The organism is Oceanisphaera sp. W20_SRM_FM3 (assembly GCF_052119705.1).
Taxonomy (GTDB): Bacteria; Pseudomonadota; Gammaproteobacteria; order Enterobacterales; family Aeromonadaceae; genus Oceanimonas.
On the sequence record NZ_JBGQOP010000016.1, the window covers coordinates 13,983 to 30,947 of the forward strand.

At 51.0% G+C, this 16,965-nt stretch carries 18 protein-coding genes; 2 read left to right on the forward strand and 16 right to left on the reverse strand.

Annotated features, from left to right (window positions below; genetic code table 11):
- Nucleotides 1-43: 43 nt before the first annotated feature.
- Nucleotides 44-1,855: an ABC transporter ATP-binding protein gene (locus tag ACEN2G_RS09770; RefSeq protein WP_442021304.1), complete on the forward strand. Its 1,812-nt coding sequence runs from the start codon at nt 44-46 to the stop codon at nt 1,853-1,855.
- A 231-nt stretch (nt 1,856-2,086) separates the two neighbouring features.
- Here the strand turns inward: ACEN2G_RS09770 and ACEN2G_RS09775 are convergent, their stop codons facing one another.
- Entirely contained in the window at nt 2,087-2,410 is a 324-nt protein-coding gene (locus tag ACEN2G_RS09775; protein WP_442021305.1) for a YebG family protein, read from the reverse strand.
- 384 nt (nt 2,411-2,794) lie between these two features.
- Between ACEN2G_RS09775 and ACEN2G_RS09780 the strand changes: the two genes are divergently transcribed.
- Nucleotides 2,795-3,988, forward strand: a complete 1,194-nt coding sequence (locus tag ACEN2G_RS09780) for a Bcr/CflA family multidrug efflux MFS transporter (RefSeq protein ID WP_442021306.1) — start codon at nt 2,795-2,797, stop codon at nt 3,986-3,988.
- 313 nt (nt 3,989-4,301) lie between these two features.
- On the opposite strand, the gene ACEN2G_RS09785 is transcribed toward ACEN2G_RS09780, so the two are convergent.
- The 15 genes from ACEN2G_RS09785 to yceD all read right to left on the reverse strand — a co-directional run bounded on the left by ACEN2G_RS09785 (nt 4,302) and on the right by yceD (nt 16,811).
- Nucleotides 4,302-5,267, reverse strand: coding sequence for an SPFH domain-containing protein (locus tag ACEN2G_RS09785; protein ID WP_442021307.1), 966 nt, complete (start codon nt 5,265-5,267; stop codon nt 4,302-4,304).
- A 17-nt stretch (nt 5,268-5,284) separates the two neighbouring features.
- Nucleotides 5,285-5,698, reverse strand: coding sequence for an NfeD family protein (locus ACEN2G_RS09790; protein ID WP_442021308.1), 414 nt, complete (start codon nt 5,696-5,698; stop codon nt 5,285-5,287).
- Between the two features lie 161 nt (nt 5,699-5,859).
- The gene (locus ACEN2G_RS09795) at nt 5,860-6,651 is read right to left on the reverse strand and encodes a TatD family hydrolase (protein ID WP_442021309.1); all 792 of its coding nucleotides are present in this window, start codon (nt 6,649-6,651) and stop codon (nt 5,860-5,862) included.
- 115 nt (nt 6,652-6,766) lie between these two features.
- The gene (holB, locus tag ACEN2G_RS09800; protein WP_442021310.1) at nt 6,767-7,777 is read right to left on the reverse strand and encodes a DNA polymerase III subunit delta'; all 1,011 of its coding nucleotides are present in this window, start codon (nt 7,775-7,777) and stop codon (nt 6,767-6,769) included.
- A complete protein-coding gene (gene tmk / locus ACEN2G_RS09805) occupies nt 7,758-8,384 on the reverse strand; it encodes a dTMP kinase (RefSeq protein ID WP_442021311.1) in 627 nt (208 codons plus the stop codon). Before tmk ends, holB begins: the two co-directional genes overlap by 20 nt.
- Before the next feature lie 3 nt (nt 8,385-8,387).
- Entirely contained in the window at nt 8,388-9,395 is a 1,008-nt protein-coding gene (gene mltG, locus ACEN2G_RS09810; RefSeq protein ID WP_442021312.1) for an endolytic transglycosylase MltG, read from the reverse strand.
- Complete coding sequence (gene pabC / locus ACEN2G_RS09815; RefSeq protein ID WP_442021313.1) at nt 9,379-10,239, reverse strand: aminodeoxychorismate lyase; 861 nt, start codon at nt 10,237-10,239, stop codon at nt 9,379-9,381. Before pabC ends, mltG begins: the two co-directional genes overlap by 17 nt.
- 147 nt (nt 10,240-10,386) lie before the next feature.
- Nucleotides 10,387-11,628, reverse strand: coding sequence for a beta-ketoacyl-ACP synthase II (gene fabF, locus ACEN2G_RS09820; RefSeq protein WP_442021314.1), 1,242 nt, complete (start codon nt 11,626-11,628; stop codon nt 10,387-10,389).
- A 72-nt stretch (nt 11,629-11,700) separates the two neighbouring features.
- Nucleotides 11,701-11,937: an acyl carrier protein gene (gene acpP / locus ACEN2G_RS09825; protein WP_086963052.1), complete on the reverse strand. Its 237-nt coding sequence runs from the start codon at nt 11,935-11,937 to the stop codon at nt 11,701-11,703.
- Between the two features lie 158 nt (nt 11,938-12,095).
- On the reverse strand, nt 12,096-12,830 hold the full coding sequence (gene fabG / locus ACEN2G_RS09830; protein ID WP_442021315.1) for a 3-oxoacyl-ACP reductase FabG: 735 nt from the start codon (nt 12,828-12,830) through the stop codon (nt 12,096-12,098).
- A gap of 188 nt (nt 12,831-13,018) precedes the next feature.
- The gene (gene fabD / locus ACEN2G_RS09835) at nt 13,019-13,957 is read right to left on the reverse strand and encodes an ACP S-malonyltransferase (protein WP_442021316.1); all 939 of its coding nucleotides are present in this window, start codon (nt 13,955-13,957) and stop codon (nt 13,019-13,021) included.
- Nucleotides 13,958-14,114: 157 nt separating this feature from the next.
- Entirely contained in the window at nt 14,115-15,074 is a 960-nt protein-coding gene (locus ACEN2G_RS09840) for a beta-ketoacyl-ACP synthase III (RefSeq protein WP_442021317.1), read from the reverse strand.
- Nucleotides 15,075-15,078: 4 nt separating this feature from the next.
- Nucleotides 15,079-16,089 carry a phosphate acyltransferase PlsX gene (plsX, locus tag ACEN2G_RS09845; RefSeq protein ID WP_442021318.1) on the reverse strand — a complete coding sequence of 337 codons (1,011 nt, stop codon included), beginning with the start codon at nt 16,087-16,089 and terminating at the stop codon, nt 15,079-15,081.
- An 8-nt stretch (nt 16,090-16,097) separates the two neighbouring features.
- A complete protein-coding gene (gene rpmF, locus ACEN2G_RS09850; protein WP_442021319.1) occupies nt 16,098-16,268 on the reverse strand; it encodes a 50S ribosomal protein L32 in 171 nt (56 codons plus the stop codon).
- A gap of 21 nt (nt 16,269-16,289) precedes the next feature.
- Nucleotides 16,290-16,811, reverse strand: a complete 522-nt coding sequence (gene yceD, locus ACEN2G_RS09855) for a 23S rRNA accumulation protein YceD (protein WP_442021320.1) — start codon at nt 16,809-16,811, stop codon at nt 16,290-16,292.
- Nucleotides 16,812-16,965 lie beyond the last annotated feature (154 nt).

The window sequence follows — 16,965 nt, forward strand, 5'->3', positions numbered from 1 at the left end:
TTACCTGCCCTTTCCCTAAATGAAAACCCAGTGAGGGTAATTGATGGATAAAAAAAATTCCCTGACCCCGTTTTTGTCATGGTCAGATATCGTCAACATGATGCGAAAACGCAAATCTGCGCTGATATACGCGCACATTTTTGCCTTATGTGGCACCTTATTGGCCGTACCCGTACCCTTGCTGATGCCGTTATTAGTTGATGAAGTATTACTCGACCAACCAGGCCGCTTACTGGCGGGATTAAGCTGGTTCTTACCCAGCTCATGGCAAACTGGGGTGGGCTTTATTTTAGCAGTATTAGCCTTAACGCTATTACTGCGGGTGTTTTCTTTGGTGTTTAATATTATTCAGGGTCGCCAATTTGCCCATATCGCCAAGCACCTCACCTTTCAGGTACGCACCTTATTGGCCAAACAGCTAGTGCGCACCCCCTTGCGTGCATTTGAGTCTGTCGGGGCGGGCAGCGTCAGCTCACATTTTGTGACTGATGTGGAAACGCTGGATAAATTTTTAGGTGAAACCTTAAGTCGGTTACTGATCAGCCTATTTAGCGTGATCGGCACCGCCATTGTCTTGCTACTACTAAGCTGGCAGTTAGCATTATTTATTTTATTGCTTAATCCGATAGTGGTGTATTTTTCGAGTCGCCTCGGTGCCAAGGTAAAATATTTAAAGCGCAATGAAAACAGCGCCTTCGAACTGTTCCAACAAGCCTTAGTCGAGACCCTAGACGGCATTCATGAAATTCGCGCCGCCAATCGTGAGCGTCATTATTTACTGCGCGTGATCGACCGCGCTCGAGGCGTGCGCGACACCGCTATCGATTATGCGTGGAAGAGCGAAGCGGCCAGTCGCGCTAGCTTCTTGCTGTTTTTATCTGGCGTAGAGGTGTTTCGCGCCGCCGGTATGATAATGGTGCTTTATACCAACCTGACAGTGGGTGAGATCTTTGCCGTCTTCAGTTATCTGTGGTTCATGATGGGACCGATACAAGATCTTCTGAATATGCAATATTCATTTTATGCGGCCAGTGCTGCGTTAAAGCGCATCAATAATATGCTGGCATTAGGTACTGACACGGATCGACAAGCCGTGGGCGACCTTAAGCATTCGCCGCAGGCTGATCCTTTTTTGGGTGTTACTACCCTGCCCATCAGCGTGCAAGATTTGAGTTTTTCCTATAATGGCGAGCGCAAGGTATTAGACCAAGTCAACTTGCACATTCACGCCGGTGAAAAAGTGGCTCTGGTGGGTGCCAGCGGCGGCGGTAAGTCGACCTTTATTCAACTGTTATTAGGCTTGTATCCCGCTGACAGCGGCGAAATTCGCTTTGGTGGGGTTAGCAGCCAAGCGATTGGCTTTCCCATTATTCGTGAACACATCGCCACCGTTCTACAACAACCCGTGCTGTTTAACGACACCATTCGCGCCAATCTGTGCTTGGGCGATGAGCATGACGACGCGGCACTGTGGCAAGCCCTTAAGGTAGCGCAACTCTTTGATGTGGTTTTTACCATGACCGAAGGCTTGGACACCCAAGTAGGCAGGCGCGGCATGAAGCTCTCCGGCGGCCAACAGCAACGACTCGCCATCGCGCGCATGGTGTTAAAAAATCCGGCCATCGTTATCTTAGATGAAGCCACCTCTGCGCTCGATACAGATACCGAAAATAAGCTGCATACGGCATTGGCGGAATTTTTACAGGGACGAACCACCTTAATAGTGGCGCACCGCCTCAGCTCAGTGCGCCAAGCGGATCGGGTACTGGTATTTGAAGACGGTAAGATAAGCCAGTCTGGCACGCACCAAGAATTGCTGGCGCAAGAAGGCCTGTATCGGACTTTGTATCACTGATTACGCGTGAGGCGTGAGGTCCAGGCAAAAATACAGCGCCGAGCACCAAGCTAAACAAAAACGGTAACATCGCTGTCGGCATGGAGCAGCAAAGCTGTAGTTCTGCGGTAGTCGCGTGCTTTAGCCGCGAAAACCTGCATAGCAGGTTCTGAGGTGCCAAGCACAACGGTTGCGAGGAGGCGTAACAGGGTTTTCCCTCACGCCTCACCTTTTACGCCTCACAGTTAGCCATCAAGCCACGGCGTTAATGTCGTCTTCTGGCTCAGCATCTTCTGCAGCTGCAGGCTCAGCCTCTTTGGTGTTACGGGCGGGCTTAGGGGCTTTTTTGGCGGGCTGTTTTTTCGGTCCGCTGAGCAAGTCTTGGTTTTCGGCTAAAAACAGCGCCAGCGCTTCACGATCGGTTTCATTTAGCGTGATCGGCGCGCGTTCCAACACTTCATCTAGGTGCTCTGCCAAGTCGAGCAGACGATCGTAAGCATCGGCGTCTTTTTTATTAATAAACGTCATTTTTTCGATTCCGTTTCTAACCACGAGATACTGTATTGTTACTGCCATTACTGACTCCTTATCTGTATGGGCATACAGTAATATTATGTAGACCCAGTTGCAAGCCTATCGCATCACACCGGGTAAAAAATTGAGCGCGATTTTAAGCGTCTTAAGCTCGCTCAATTATGACTTTACCGCGCACTTGCCCGTATACTGGCGGGCTTAGAGTCAGGGCCTGATACAACACAGTTTCAGCTGCTCACTCGTGAGATTGTTAAGTGTGAGCTGGCAAGCTTAGCGTTTGTGGCCGATAGTGAGAAGGTGACACTCAGCGGTCTGCAGCTCGCGCTTCCCCTAGGCTAGGTACACGGATTTAGTACCTAGCTTTTTTTGCTTTATTTTGTCGACAACCGCAAGGAGCGCTTGTTTGCTTGGAGGAATCTGCGGCGTATGTCAGCTCACGCATCGTTACCGTTAATTATCTTGCTTGGCGCCGTGTCCGCCCTCACGCCACTGGCCATCGATATGTACCTGCCAGCCATGCCGGCCATCGCCGAAACCTTGGCCAGTAACTCCCATCGCGTACAAGCCACGCTTGCCGCCTACACTGCCGGCTTTGCCTTAGGTCAACTGTTGTTTGGCCCCCTTTCCGATGCCAAAGGCCGCCGTCCGGTATTACTAGGCGGCATGTTAGTATTTGCCGCCGCCGCCATGCTGTGTGCCATGGCCACTAGCGTAGAAAGCCTGACTTGGTTGCGCGCCGCGCAAGGCTTTGCCGGAGCAGCGTCGGCCGTGGTAGTACAAGCCTTAGTGCGCGACTTATTTAACCGCGAAGACTTTGCTCGCACTATGTCCTATATCACCTTGGTGATGACGCTCGCGCCCTTAATTGCCCCTATGCTGGGCGGGCATTTGGCCCATTGGTTTGGTTGGCGCTCCATTTTCTGGGTGTTAGCGGGTTTTACCGTCATTATTGCGGTGTCGTGCAACTTTCGTCTGCCCGAGACCTTGCCCTTAGCGCGCCGCCAACCATTGCATTTGGGCTCCATATTGCGCAGCTACTTACGCCTGCTGACTAGTCCGATGGCATTGGGCTTTATGTTGTGTGGCGCCTTTTCCTTTGCCGGTATGTTTGCCTTCTTAACCGGTGCTTCGTTTATTTACATCGAGATCTATGGCATAGCTCCCCAGCATGTGGGCTACTTATTTGGCTTAAACGTCATCAGCTTGATGCTGTTCACTATTTTTAATGGCCGCTGGGTGCACCGCTTAGGCTCGCGCACTATGTTGCGCTTAGCGCTGGGGCTGCAGTTATTGGCCGGACTGCTGATGCCGATTGGTCCGTTAATGGGCTGGGGATTATGGTCTGTGGTGGCGCCCATCATGTTGTACGTGGGTGTGATCTCCACCATCGGCAGTAACAGCATGGCCAGCCTACTTGGCAGCTTACCGAACTTGGCGGGCACGGCATCGTCCATGGCAGGGACGCTGCGCTTTGGCTCTGCGGCCTTGGTGGCGGCATTTGTGGCGCTGCTGCCCGATGGCTCGCCGTTATATATGTTGATTACCATGAGCGGCTGCACCTTACTGGCCGCCCTCGCCTATGTGGTTTTATGTGAGCGCAAGGAGCAGGTTGATGTGTAGATCTTAGCCCAGCACCAAGCGTAAAAAACACCAGATCCGTAGCCCGTATATTTTCATAAAGAGTATTCGCCCTTTGTAGCCGCCAATTTATTCGGCGGGCCAGCATAGCTGGCTATTTTAAGGCTAAAAAACAGAGCCAAACCGTGGCAAAGACTCTTTACCTAAGAGACGGCCACACTACAGAAGAATTGTGCTTTGTAAGCGGCTGTTTAAAACCAATTATCACAAGCTGCGGCAAACGAATATAAAAAAGCCCAGTGCTGTCAGCAGCACTGGGCTTTTATATAAAAAATAATCGCAGCTGCGTTAACTGTTAGCCGCTGATCTTACGCGGGTTAAGCAGCGCTTCTATGCTACCTACTGCGCCCAGTACACTGCTGGCTTCAAAGGGCAAGAAGATGCGATCGCCCTCTCTACCAATCTCGGGCAAGGTTTTCAGATATTCAAGACCGAGTAAATAACCAACCATAAGTTGCGGGTCTAGCCTTGAATCGCCGGCAGATAATACCTCATCTATGGCCTTGCGTTGGCCTTCGGCCATTAAGATGGCCGCTTCTTTACTGCCCTCAGCCACTAGGATGCTGGAGCGCTTTTCGCCTTCCGCCTTGGCAATGGCCGCTTCACGCTCACCACTGGCGCGCAAAACAAGCGCACGACGTTCACGCTCCGCGGCCATTTGTTTGCGCATGGCGTCTTCTACTTCAGCCGGGATCACTATGTCTTGAATTTCAACACGGGTAACTTTTACGCCCCACTTATTGCCGGCTTCATCCATCACCAGCTGTAATTTGTCGTTAATTTCTTGGCGCGATTCAAACAGCTTATCCAGCTCCATTTTGCCCATTTCAGAACGCAGCGACGTTTTGGCTAAAATTTCGATAGCTTGGATCAGGTTCTCGGTTTGATAGACGGCACGCTCTGGATCTATCACCTGAAAATATAAGGCGCCATTAACGTTCACACTGACGTTATCTGCGGTCACCACCGACTGTCCTGGGAAGTCGAGCACAGTTTCACGGCGGTCAATGCGCAGCTCATCGGTCACCATGGCGACATTTTGGCCGCCAATGGTACGATAGCGGCGAACTTTGATGGATCTGGGCTTATCAATAAAGGGGATCACCCAGTTAACACCCGGGCCTAAGGTTTTGTTGTAACTGCCTAAGCGTTCAATCACCACAGCTTCTGACTGCTGTATTATCATCAATCCTTTGATTACAAATACTAAAATAAGCACCGCAAACACCAATGCTACGATAAATGTTGGTTCGAAACCCATGCTATTCCCTTATTTTATTATTCAATGATGGCGGTAATGCCATCAAAGCGACAAATCATTACTCGCGCCCCCACTATCAGCGGCGCATTTGAGGCACTGCGTACCATAAATAAGTCACCTTCAAACCGCAGCCGATACTCTCCCGTTTCAAGCTGGGTAATCTCGCCCTCTTGCAATTGACCTTCGCCGGCCAAGCAGCTGGTACGCCGTGACGGCGCATACCGGCGAAATAGCCACTTTAAGCCCGGTGCTAACACCCCCGCTGCTAAGGCAAACACAAACCATTGTACGGTTGCTCCCTGATCTAACAAGGCGGCACTCATGGCCACTAATGCCGCTAACCCCAACGCCAGTGCAAAGAAACCTAGGCTCAGCAATTCCAGTAACAACAGTAATAAGGCGACAATTAGCCACCCATGCCATGCAAGCAAGGCGCACCTCCTGATAAAGACACCAATGGATCGATTCGTTTATAACACAGACGGCTAGCCTACGTAAAAATAGAAATAAAACAGCAGCCTAGCAACTGAGGAGCTTAAATATTGAAAATGAGCACCCGTCTGCGTTTACCCCCCCACTCACGATTCACGCCTCACTTTACATCCACAGGCTTGGCTAATTTAAATAACTCGAAAAAATTGGCAGTCGTTTGCGCGGCCACTTCTTCTGGCGTGATGTTTTTTAGCTTGGCAATAAACTCCGCCACGGTGCGCGTATAGGCAGGCTCATTTTCTTCACCGCGAAATGGCACAGGTGCCAGCCAAGGGGAGTCGGTTTCCACTAATAATCGGTTTAATGGCAGGGCTTTCACCACTTCACGCAGCGCCGAAGCGCTGTTAAAGGTCACGATACCGGAGATCGAAATATAGAAACCCAGCTCTATGGCCGCTTGGGCCATTTCCAATGACTCAGTAAAACAATGCAGCACACCACCTACTTTTTCGGCGCCGCCGTCTCGCAATACTTGTAACGTGTCTTCTTGGGCGCCGCGGGTATGAATGATCAACGGCTTATTGACCGCGACCGCCACCGCCACGTGTTGCTCAAAGGAGCGGCGTTGTAACTCGGCTGACTCAGGCGCATAGAAATAATCTAAGCCGGTTTCACCGATCGCCACCACGGCCGGATCGGAAGCCAATTTAAGCAGTAACTCAGGATCGTTGGCTTCATCGTCTTGATGCAGCGGATGTACGCCGCAGGAGGCAAACACCTGTGGGAACGGCTTAATGGCATCCAACATATCGGGAAAGGAGCTTAAGCTAACGCCGATACACAACATATGATCTACGCCACGACGAGCCGCCTTGGCGATCACCTCGGCCATATCGGTGTGTTTTTTTCCGTATTCGAGTCTGTCTAAATGGCAATGTGAGTCAACCAGCAAAACCGTCTCCTTTGTGTGTATGTGAAGTGTGAAGTGTGAAGTGTGAAAAGTGAGGCGTGAAGAGTGAGATAAGAGTAGAAGTGGGCATCACCCCTCACGCTTCACACCTCTCTCCTCACTTTGCGTTCGCCAGCCAATCATTTAGCCACAGGCTTAGCTGCATACCGGCATTCACCGGTCGGCCAAGGCTGGTTTGACCGACTTGCTGCAGTTGCAGTAAACCGGTTAAGGCGCGCTCTAAACGCATCATCCCCACTTGGCTAACGCGACGGGCAAGATCTAGATTATCTGCTAAGCGCAATGCGGCTGGCGTTAAGCCCAGGGCTAACTGCAGCGCATCTTGCAGTAACAGCTGCAACCATGTCAGGTGTACTTTGTTAGCCAACAAGGCGGTATGCACCGCCATCACAGTCTGCGGTTGGTCGGCTAACTGGCTAAATTGGCTTAATAAAGCATGGCGCCCTTGATCCAGCCCTGCCTGTAAATACGCCAAGGTGGCCAGCGGCGAGCCTTGGTTGACGTTTAAGGCGCCCAACCAAGACTGCTCACTATGGGCGCCCACGTCTTGCTGTGCCAGCCCTTGCTCTGAAAACCAAGCCAACACCAAATCCGGTTTTGGCAGCGGCACCAACCACTGCTGACAGCGGCTGCGAATAGTGGGCAACAGCCGCTCCGGATGGGCGCTAACAAGTATTAACGTCGCTTGACCGGCGGGCTCTTCTAGGGTTTTCAGCAAGGCGTTGGCCGCCGCCTCGGTCATTTTTTCTGCCTCATAAATAATGGCGACTTTAGCGCGGCCCAAACGTGGGCTTTCGCTTAACGTCTGAGAAAGCTGGCGTATGCTGTCTACGCCTATGCTGCGGGTATCACTGTTAATCAGGTGCAAATCACTGTGGGTGCCCGCCTGCACCAGTCGACAGCTATGACACTGGCCACAAGGCAAAACAGCGCTGATATCAGCGGCTTCATCAGGCGCAATATCACACAACAAGGCCTGCGCTAAATGCTGGCTTAAGTGCAACTTGCCAAGGCCCGCCGTGCCTTTTATCAACAACGCATGGCCCAATTGCCGCCGAGCTATCAGCGGCAACAATTGGCCTAATGACTCACTTAGCCAAGGATACAAACCACTGCTCCAAGGCACTTAGCACGGCTTCTTTTACCGTTTCTTCATCAAGACTTGCATCAATCACCCGACAATTTGGCTCGGCGGCCGCCAAGGTTAAATAAGTAGCACGGGTGCGTTGAAAAAAGCTTAATTGCTCCTGCTCGATGCGATCCAGCTTACCGCGCTCTAAAGCACGCGCTAAGCCAATCGCGGGGTCTATGTCCAGATACAAGATAAAGTCAGGTCCAAAGTCCCCTAATATTGCTTGTTTGATTTCGCGGATCAGATCTGTGTCAATGCCGCGTCCGCCACCTTGGTAAGCCAAGGACGACCAATCATGGCGATCACCCACCACCCAGCAATCGGCTTCTAAGGCAGGCTGAATACGATTTCTCACTAATTGCACGCGGGCCGCATACATCAGCAGTAGCTCGGCTTCCATGGTCATGGGCTCGTCATGCACCTCTTTCACCAGGTCACGCATGCGCTCGGCGAGCGGGGTGCCACCGGGCTCGCGGGTGTTAACCACGCTAATGCCTTTGGCTTGTAACCACGCCACTACGTGGGCGTGTACCGTACTCTTACCGGCTCCTTCGAGCCCTTCAATCACAATAAACTGGCCCATAATCTACCTTTTTAAGATATAGCGACGCACGGCATTATTATGCTCACGCAAGGATTTAGAAAAATAGTGCCGCCCTTCACCCATGGCCACAAAATAGTAATACGTGCTGTCCAGAGGATGCAAGGTGGCCATAATGGCCTCTTTGCTGGCCATGGCAATCGGGCTAGGTGGCAAGCCATCTATGGTGTAGGTGTTATAAGGCGTTGGCGTCTGTAAGTCTTTCTTACGAATATTGCCGTCATAATCTTCACCCATACCGTAAATTACCGTGGGATCGGTTTGCAGACGCATGCCGACTCGCAACCGATTCACAAATACCGAGGCGATCAGCGGTCGCTCTTCGGCAATGCCGGTTTCTTTCTCGATAATGGAGGCCAGGATCAAGGCTTCGTAGGGAGTCGCTATGGGTAAGTCAGGCCTACGCTCTGACCATGCCTTATCGATAAATACCTGCATCTCATCATAAGCACGCTGCAAAATAGAAAGATCCGTGTCACCTGGGGTATAGCTGTAGGTTTCGGGTAGCAACCAACCTTCTAATTTTTTATTATCCAGTCCGAGTTGCTTGGCTATCTGAGCTTCGCTTTGCCCGTCTAGGGTTATTTCTAAATATTCCGCAGTGGCCAAGCGTTGCAGCCAATCGCTTAAGCGCAGCCCTTCTATTAAGGTGACTTGCAAGCGATAAGTTTCACCATTTACGATAGCTTGCAGTGCCTCTCGCACCGAGGTCTGCTCATCAAATTTATAGGTACCATGGCGTACCGCGACTAACTCGGGATGAAAGCGCAACCATAACTTTTTAACAAAGTTCGGCACCGACTCCGTACTTAGGCGCGTGACCAAATTCCCGCTGGTTTCACCGCGTGCCACCACGAATAACGGTGACTCTGTAGTGGCAATCGGTGCTGTTTCTAGCTGCTGCCATTCTTGATAACTGTAGATGGCCATACCGCCAATAAAGAGCACGGCTAATAAAAAAATACGGCCCAGCCACTTAATTAGTTTTCTCATAAGCCTGTTGTAATTCCCTCGTTATTTTAAACTCAGCAACGTTTAAATTGGTTGTCTTAACATTTGTTGTCTTAACATTTGTTGTCTTAACATTCGAGCCCGCATGGCGCTCAAGGATCCTAGTTATCGGGACCACACCCAGCAGCGCATTGGTGAGCCAGACTTCATCGGCGACGAGTAAGCGCGCTAATGGGGTTTGAGTGATGGTCAGTCTGTCTCCCAAATAATCCGTACACCAAGCGCGCATCGTACCCCATACGCCAAGCTGACATAAATCTGGGGTATAAATTTGCTCGCCTTCTCGCCAAAATACATTGGCGGTGACGGCTTCTACTATGTGGTTTTCTGCATTGAGCACTAATGCTTCGGGCCAGCCTTCGGCGTCCAATTCGGCTTTCAGCAGCACCTGCTCTAAGCGATTCACTGTTTTTAAGCCCGCTAATAAGGGGCTGTTACCCAAGCGCCCTTGGCATACGCCAATCTCAATGCCCTGCTCGCGCCACTGATAATATTGCATCGGAAAAGGCGCGGTATTGAGCAGCACTTGAGGTTCAGCACAGCCTTGCATGCTGTAGCCGCGTCCACCCGCACCGCGCACTAAAGTAATACGCAATACTTGGTCGGTTTGTGAGCCGACCAATGCTTGCGCGTGATCTTTTACTTTTGTCCAGTCAGGCATCGGCATTTGCAAGCGCATGCAAGCAGCACTCAAGCGCGCCTCATGATACGCCCAGTGCAGTAAGTGGCCATGTTTAGCATGCATGGTAGTGAAGTGGCCATCACCCAGTTGCCAACCACGACTTACAGCCGAAAAGAGACGGGTGTCTGTGATAATGGTATCCATGCCGCCCTCCACTATTTTCTTATACAACAAGACTTTGTATCTCGTATCAACTTTGGCGTATGGCTTACCACGTAAAACATACCGCTCTACTTGCGCCTATAAAAAAGCCCGGCACAGGGCCGGGCTTACAGCATGACCGAAGGGCCATTATATGCGTTTAAAAATCAATGAGCCATTAGTGCCACCAAAACCAAAAGAGTTGGATAAGGCATACTCAAACTGACCTTGTTTCGCGGTGTGGGCGACTAAGTCCAAGTCACACTCATCATCTGGATTGTCCAAGTTGATGGTGGGTGGTGCAATTTGGTCGCGCAACGCCAGTACACTGAAGATGGCTTCAATAGCACCGGCCGCACCTAATAGATGACCTGTCATCGATTTGGTGGAGCTTATCATTAGCTTGCTCGCATGCTCACCAAACACCTGCTTCATGCCGCGCAACTCGGCCACATCGCCTAACGGCGTTGAGGTACCGTGGGCGTTCACATAACCGATCACACTCGGTGCTATGCCCGCATCCTTAATGGCATTGGTCATGGCTTTTGCACCGCCACAGCCTTCCGCTGGAGGAGCCGTCATATGGTGTGCGTCGCCGCTCATACCAAAGCCGACTAGCTCGGCGTAAATTTTGGCACCGCGAGCCTTAGCATGCTCATACTCTTCCAGCATCATAACGCCGGCGCCGTCACCCAGCACAAAACCGTCACGGTCTTTGTCCCAAGGGCGACTGGCTTTTTGTGGTTCGTCGTTACGCGTAGAAAGCGCACGCGCCGCCGCAAAACCACCCATACCTAAAGTGGTAGAGGCTTTTTCGGTGCCGCCTGCCAGCATGGCATCGGCGTCACCATAAGCAATCATACGCGCCGCCAGACCTATGCTGTGCGTGCCTGTGGTACAAGCGGTAGTGACTGCGATATTTGGGCCGCGTAAGCCATTCATAATAGATAAGTGGCCAGACACCATGTTGATGATGGTGGAAGGCACAAAAAACGGGCTTAATTTACGCGGGCCACTGGCCAGTAAATTGGTGTGGTTGGACTCTATTAAGCCAAGACCACCAATGCCTGAACCAACGGATACACCAACGCGATCGGCGTTAGCGTCTGTAATGTCGAGTCCGGAGTCGGCCATGGCCTGTAAACCGGCTGCCACGCCATATTGGATGAACAAGTCCATCTTGCGGGCTTCTTTCTTCGCAATACCATGATCTTCGGGATCGAAGTCCTTGACCAGGCCTGCAAATTTGGTGCTGTAATCGGTTGTATCAAAGTGCTCGATATTGCTAATGCCACTTTGACCTGCCAACAAGGCCTGCCAGCTGGCATCAACCGTGTTACCGACAGGAGATAGCATACCGAGGCCAGTCACCACGACTCTGCGTTTGGACACAGGAGCGTCTCCGAATGGGGATTAAAACGGGGAAAGAGCCGAAGTGACCTTGGTCACTTCGGCGCAGATTTATTACTCTTGATTCGCGTTGATGTAATCAACTGCCGCTTTAACGGTAGTGATTTTTTCAGCTTCTTCATCAGGAATTTCAGTATCGAATTCTTCTTCTAACGCCATTACTAATTCAACGGTGTCCAAAGAATCGGCACCCAAGTCGTCAACGAAAGAAGCTTCAGATTTAACTTCTTCTTCTTTAACGCCCAGTTGTTCAATGATGATTTTCTTTACGCGTTCTTCGATGTTGCTCATGACAAATATTACCCTTTAGAAATACGCAAGTGCGTGTAGTTGCGGTAGTGTATTAAATTAACCGTCGTTTGCAAGACTATTTAGGGCTGGTCTAACCAGAAATAATGTTGAAAATGCTGCATTATCCACCAAACGGCAGCAAACTGCGGAGATTTTCATCACACCATGTACATGCCGCCATTTACGTGCAGCGTTTCACCCGTGATATAAGCCGCCTCTTCTGATGCTAAAAAAGCCACCGCAGAAGCAATTTCGTTGGGATTACCCAAACGTTGTGCCGGAACTTGAGACAAGATACCCGCCTTTTGCTCGTCATTTAAGGCCTGTGTCATGTCGGTTTCAATGAAGCCCGGTGACACTACGTTAACGGTAATACCACGACTGGCCACTTCACGACCCAATGACTTACTAAAGCCAATTAGGCCGGCTTTGGCCGCCGCATAGTTTGCCTGACCCGCATTCCCCATAGTGCCCACCACAGAGCCAATAGAGATGATGCGACCATGGCGTTTTTTCATCATGCCGCGTAATACCGCTTTAGAGAGACGGAATACTGAGGTCAGATTAGTATCGATAATATCCTGCCATTCGTCATCTTTCATCCGCATCAATAAATTATCGCGGGTAATGCCGGCATTATTCACTAAAATGTCAATCTCGCCAAAGCGCTCTTTTACACTAGCTAAAAACTGTTCTAATGAGGCCGCATCAGTCACGTTTAATACTAAACCCGCACCTTGCTCGCCTAAATAGGTACTGATGGCTTCGGCACCGCTTTCGCTGGTAGCCGTACCGATAACGGTGGCGCCGCGAGCAACAAACAACTCAGCCGTAGCTCGGCCAATACCGCGACTGGCGCCCGTGACCAGTACTAGTTTACCGGAAAAACTCATAATGACTCCTTCAGTTATAACTAAGGCCGGTGTGATAAGGCGTCAAGCTGCGGTTGTCTCTCCTGAACGCACAGCAAACCCTCCTTGGCTTTCTGCTTGATTTCAACACCACACCGGCCTTTGTATATTTGTTAATTGTCGTATTTATTAAGCTGACGGCTTCGCATCATAGTAGCGAAACAAGTCACTTATTGCGCAGCAACGGCTGCAAGAGCTTGCTCAAGACCCGCTTGGTCATTGATGCCTAAGCCTTCTACACGCTTATCGATGCGCTTAGCCAAACCCGACAATACCTTACCTGGGCCCATTTCTAGCGCCAAGGTCACACCTAGCTCCACCATGGTTTCCACGGTTTCGGTCCAGCGTACTGGACTATAGAGTTGGCGTACTAACGCATCTTTAATGGCTGCGGCACTGGTTTCAGTGCGCACGTCCACGTTATTAATCACAGGCACACTTGGCTCATTAAAGATCATCTCGGCCAAGGTTTGCTCTAGCTTCTCGGCTGCCGAGCGCATCAGTGCACAGTGGGAAGGCACGCTGACCGGTAACGGCAAGGCACGTTTAGCGCCACTTTCTTTCATTAACACGTTAGCGCGCTCTACGGCCGCCTTATTGCCGGCGATCACCACTTGGCCTGGTGAATTAAAGTTCACTGCAGAGACCACTTCGCCCTGCTCGGCCAGCGCGCAGTTGGCAATAATAGTGTCATTGTCGAGGCCAATAATGGCAGACATAGCACCTGTACCTTCAGGCACGGCTGCTTGCATCAGTTGACCGCGCAGCTCGACCAGTTTAACGGCGTCGGTGAGACTTAATACATCGGCGCAGACTAATGCCGAATATTCGCCCAAGCTGTGGCCCGCCATCACATTCGGCATGGCACCGCCCTGCTCGCGCCATAAACGCCACAAGGCAACCGAGGCGGTGAGCAAGGCAGGCTGAGTGCGCCAAGTTTTATTCAACTCTTCTGCTGGGCCGTTTACGACCAGTTCGGCTAAGTCATAACCCAAGGCACTAGAGGCCTCGGCAAAGGTCTGTTTAACGCAGTCATGTTCAGCTAACACATCGGCTAACATACCGACCGTTTGCGAGCCTTGGCCGGGAAAGGTAATGGCAAAAGTCATTGTCTGTCCTTTTATTTAACACATGTTTTTTAAAACAAAGTGTTCAAAACATACTGGTTGAGCAAAACATGCCGCCCTTGGCTGCAATCGCACAAGTACGGCATGCTGCATACCCCGACGCTGATATAGACACTCGCGTCGAGGAGGATGGTCGGGCTTAAAACCGGATCAGGGCTGAACCCCAAGCAAAACCGCCACCGAAGGCTTCCAGAAGCACCAAATGGCCCCGCTGAATACGACCGTCGCGCACGCCTTCATCGAAGGCAATAGGCACACTGGCCGCCGAGGTATTGCCGTGGCGATCGAGCGTTAAGATAACGTTATCCAGCGACATGCCTAACTTGCGGGCGGTGGCGGTAATAATACGATAATTTGCCTGATGTGGGACTAACCAATTGAGCTCAGACTTATCAATATTGTTGGCTTCTAAGGTCTGAGTCACAATTTCGCTTAACCGCGAGACCGCCACCTTAAATACGTCGTTGCCTTTCATGGTCATGTAAGCGCCCATCTCGGCACCACTGATGCCGCGAGTACGGTGAGGCAATTTCAGCATATCTGCATAACGGCCATCGGCGTGCAAATGGGTCGACAAGATACCCGGCTCTTCGCTAGCACCTATGACGACCGCGCCGGCACCATCACCAAATAAGATAACGGTGCCGCGGTCTTCTGGGTCACACATACGTGACAGTGCATCGGCACCTATCACTAAGATATGACGGGCGGCGCCACTTTTAATAAATTGATCTGCCACGCTCAAGGCGTAGCTAAAACCCGCACAGGCCGCCGATAAGTCGAAGGCGGGAATGCTTTGTACTTCCAACAAGGCTTGCACTTCACAGGCCGCGGCCGGAAACGCATGTTCGCCACTGGTGGTAGCAAGAATGATCATGTCCAAGTCTTGGGCAGAAATACCCGCGGCCTCAATAGCACGCAAGCCTGCCTGATGGGACATGGTCGCTATGGTTTCGTCGGCGCTGGCAATGCGGCGCTCGCGAATACCGGTGCGCTCCACTATCCAGTTGTCGTTGGTGTCTACCATTTTTTCTAAATCGGCGTTGGTACGTACCGCGGCGGGCAGGTAGCTGCCGGTTCCTAATATTTTACTGTTCATAGGCTTATCTTACGTGACTGTCCTGTGGGGCAGTATCGAAACGATGCGCGATGCTCGCAGGCAAGTCATGTTCAATCTCAGAAATGGCCTGCAAAATCGCATTGAAGAAGGCAGGTGAGCCAGCACTGCCATGGCTTTTCACCACACTGGCGCGTAATCCTATCAGACTTGCGCCATTATACTGGTCGGGGTTCAGATGAGAGAGCCGTTTTTTTAACCAAAAGGTCAACATTTTACTTAACAACCCGCGTTTTAAGCGCTGACCCAAGAGTAATCTGGCCACACCTTCACTGGTTTTAAGGGCCACATTACCCACGAAACCGTCGCAGACGACAACATCGGCTTTACCGATAAACAGCTCATTGCCTTCGATATAACCGCAGTAATTTAGATCGGCGATTTGGCTTAAACGGTGACCTGCTTCACGTACCGCTTCATTACCTTTGTTGGCTTCGACACCTACATTCAGCAAAGCAATACGCGGAGCTGTGATACCGAGTATACGCTGGGCGGCTTGCTCTCCCATCAAAGCAAACTGCACCAACTGCCCGGCATCGCAACTAATGTTAGCACCCACATCAAGCAGCAAGGCATAACCGCCCCCCCCTTGTGGCAGACGCGTGATCAGTGCGGGTCTGTCTACGCCGGATACGGTATTGAGCACCTTCATGGCCATGACCATTAATGCGCCTGTGTTACCAGCGCTCACGCATGCGTGAGCGCGCCCTGATGCAAGAGCATCAAGCGCGTGGCGCATAGAAGAGTCGGTTAGATGACGCAGGGCATAAGCGGCTTTATGATCATTGCCCACCTGTTGCGTACAAAAGCACGTCTGCACTCTGGGGTGTTGGTCTAATTTTAGGCGCGATAACCAAGGAGACAGCTCCGCTTCTAAACCAAACAAGAGCAAATGCAGATCAGGCAGAAGCGACAGTGCCTGCGCGGCGGCAGGCACTGTTATTGAGGGGCCAAAATCTCCCCCCATCATATCTAACGCAACGGTCAGCTGCGACAAGGTTATTATTACTTATTAATAACCTTTACACCGCGGTAAAAACCATCCGCAGTGATGTGGTGACGACGATGCAATTCGCCTGTAGTTTGATCTACAGTCAATGCAGCAGCAGTCAACGAATCGTGTGAACGACGGCTTCCGCGCACAGCGCGAGATACTTTACTCTTTTGTACGGCCATTTGACCTCACTCCTAAATCAGTTACTTACGTTTTAAACCTTCCAGAATCGCGAAAGGGTTCGGACGTTCTTCAGCAGTAGGAATTGTACCAAAGCTTTGGTCGAATTTACCTTCAGAACAATGTTCATTCGCATGAACCGGAATCTGAGGTAAGCTGAGAATAAGTTCATCCTCGACTAATTCTACCAAGTCTATTTCGCCAACTTCATCCACTTCGACCGTTTCGTAATCTTCCGGCACATCTGGCGCTTCTGCGTTTGCACGCAGTGGCGTGTATGTAAATTCGGATTCTATAGTAGTATCAAACGGCTCGTTACATCTCTGGCACTGGAGGGACACACTCATGCGCGTTTTACCGTGCATGATGCGTAGCCCTTGGGCGTCAGTGCCAAAGTCTAGAGATACGTTGATATCACCATGGATACCTTGGGTTGACTCCGCCAGTCTGGGCATTAGCGACGCAGCATATTCACCTTCGTATTGAAGACGATTAAGCGCGCAGCGAGCGGGATCAACCTTATTGGGCAACTTTACCTTTTCCATAAGGCGCGCATATTATAGAACCTCATCATGGGAGTCAAAGAGAAAGTCCCTTTGACTGTTAAATAATCGCTAGCAATTAACGCCCTACCTTTAACGCTTTACGCCGTAATAAAAAAGCTGGGGTCGCCTTAACTTAGGGCCTAATGCGGTTCGC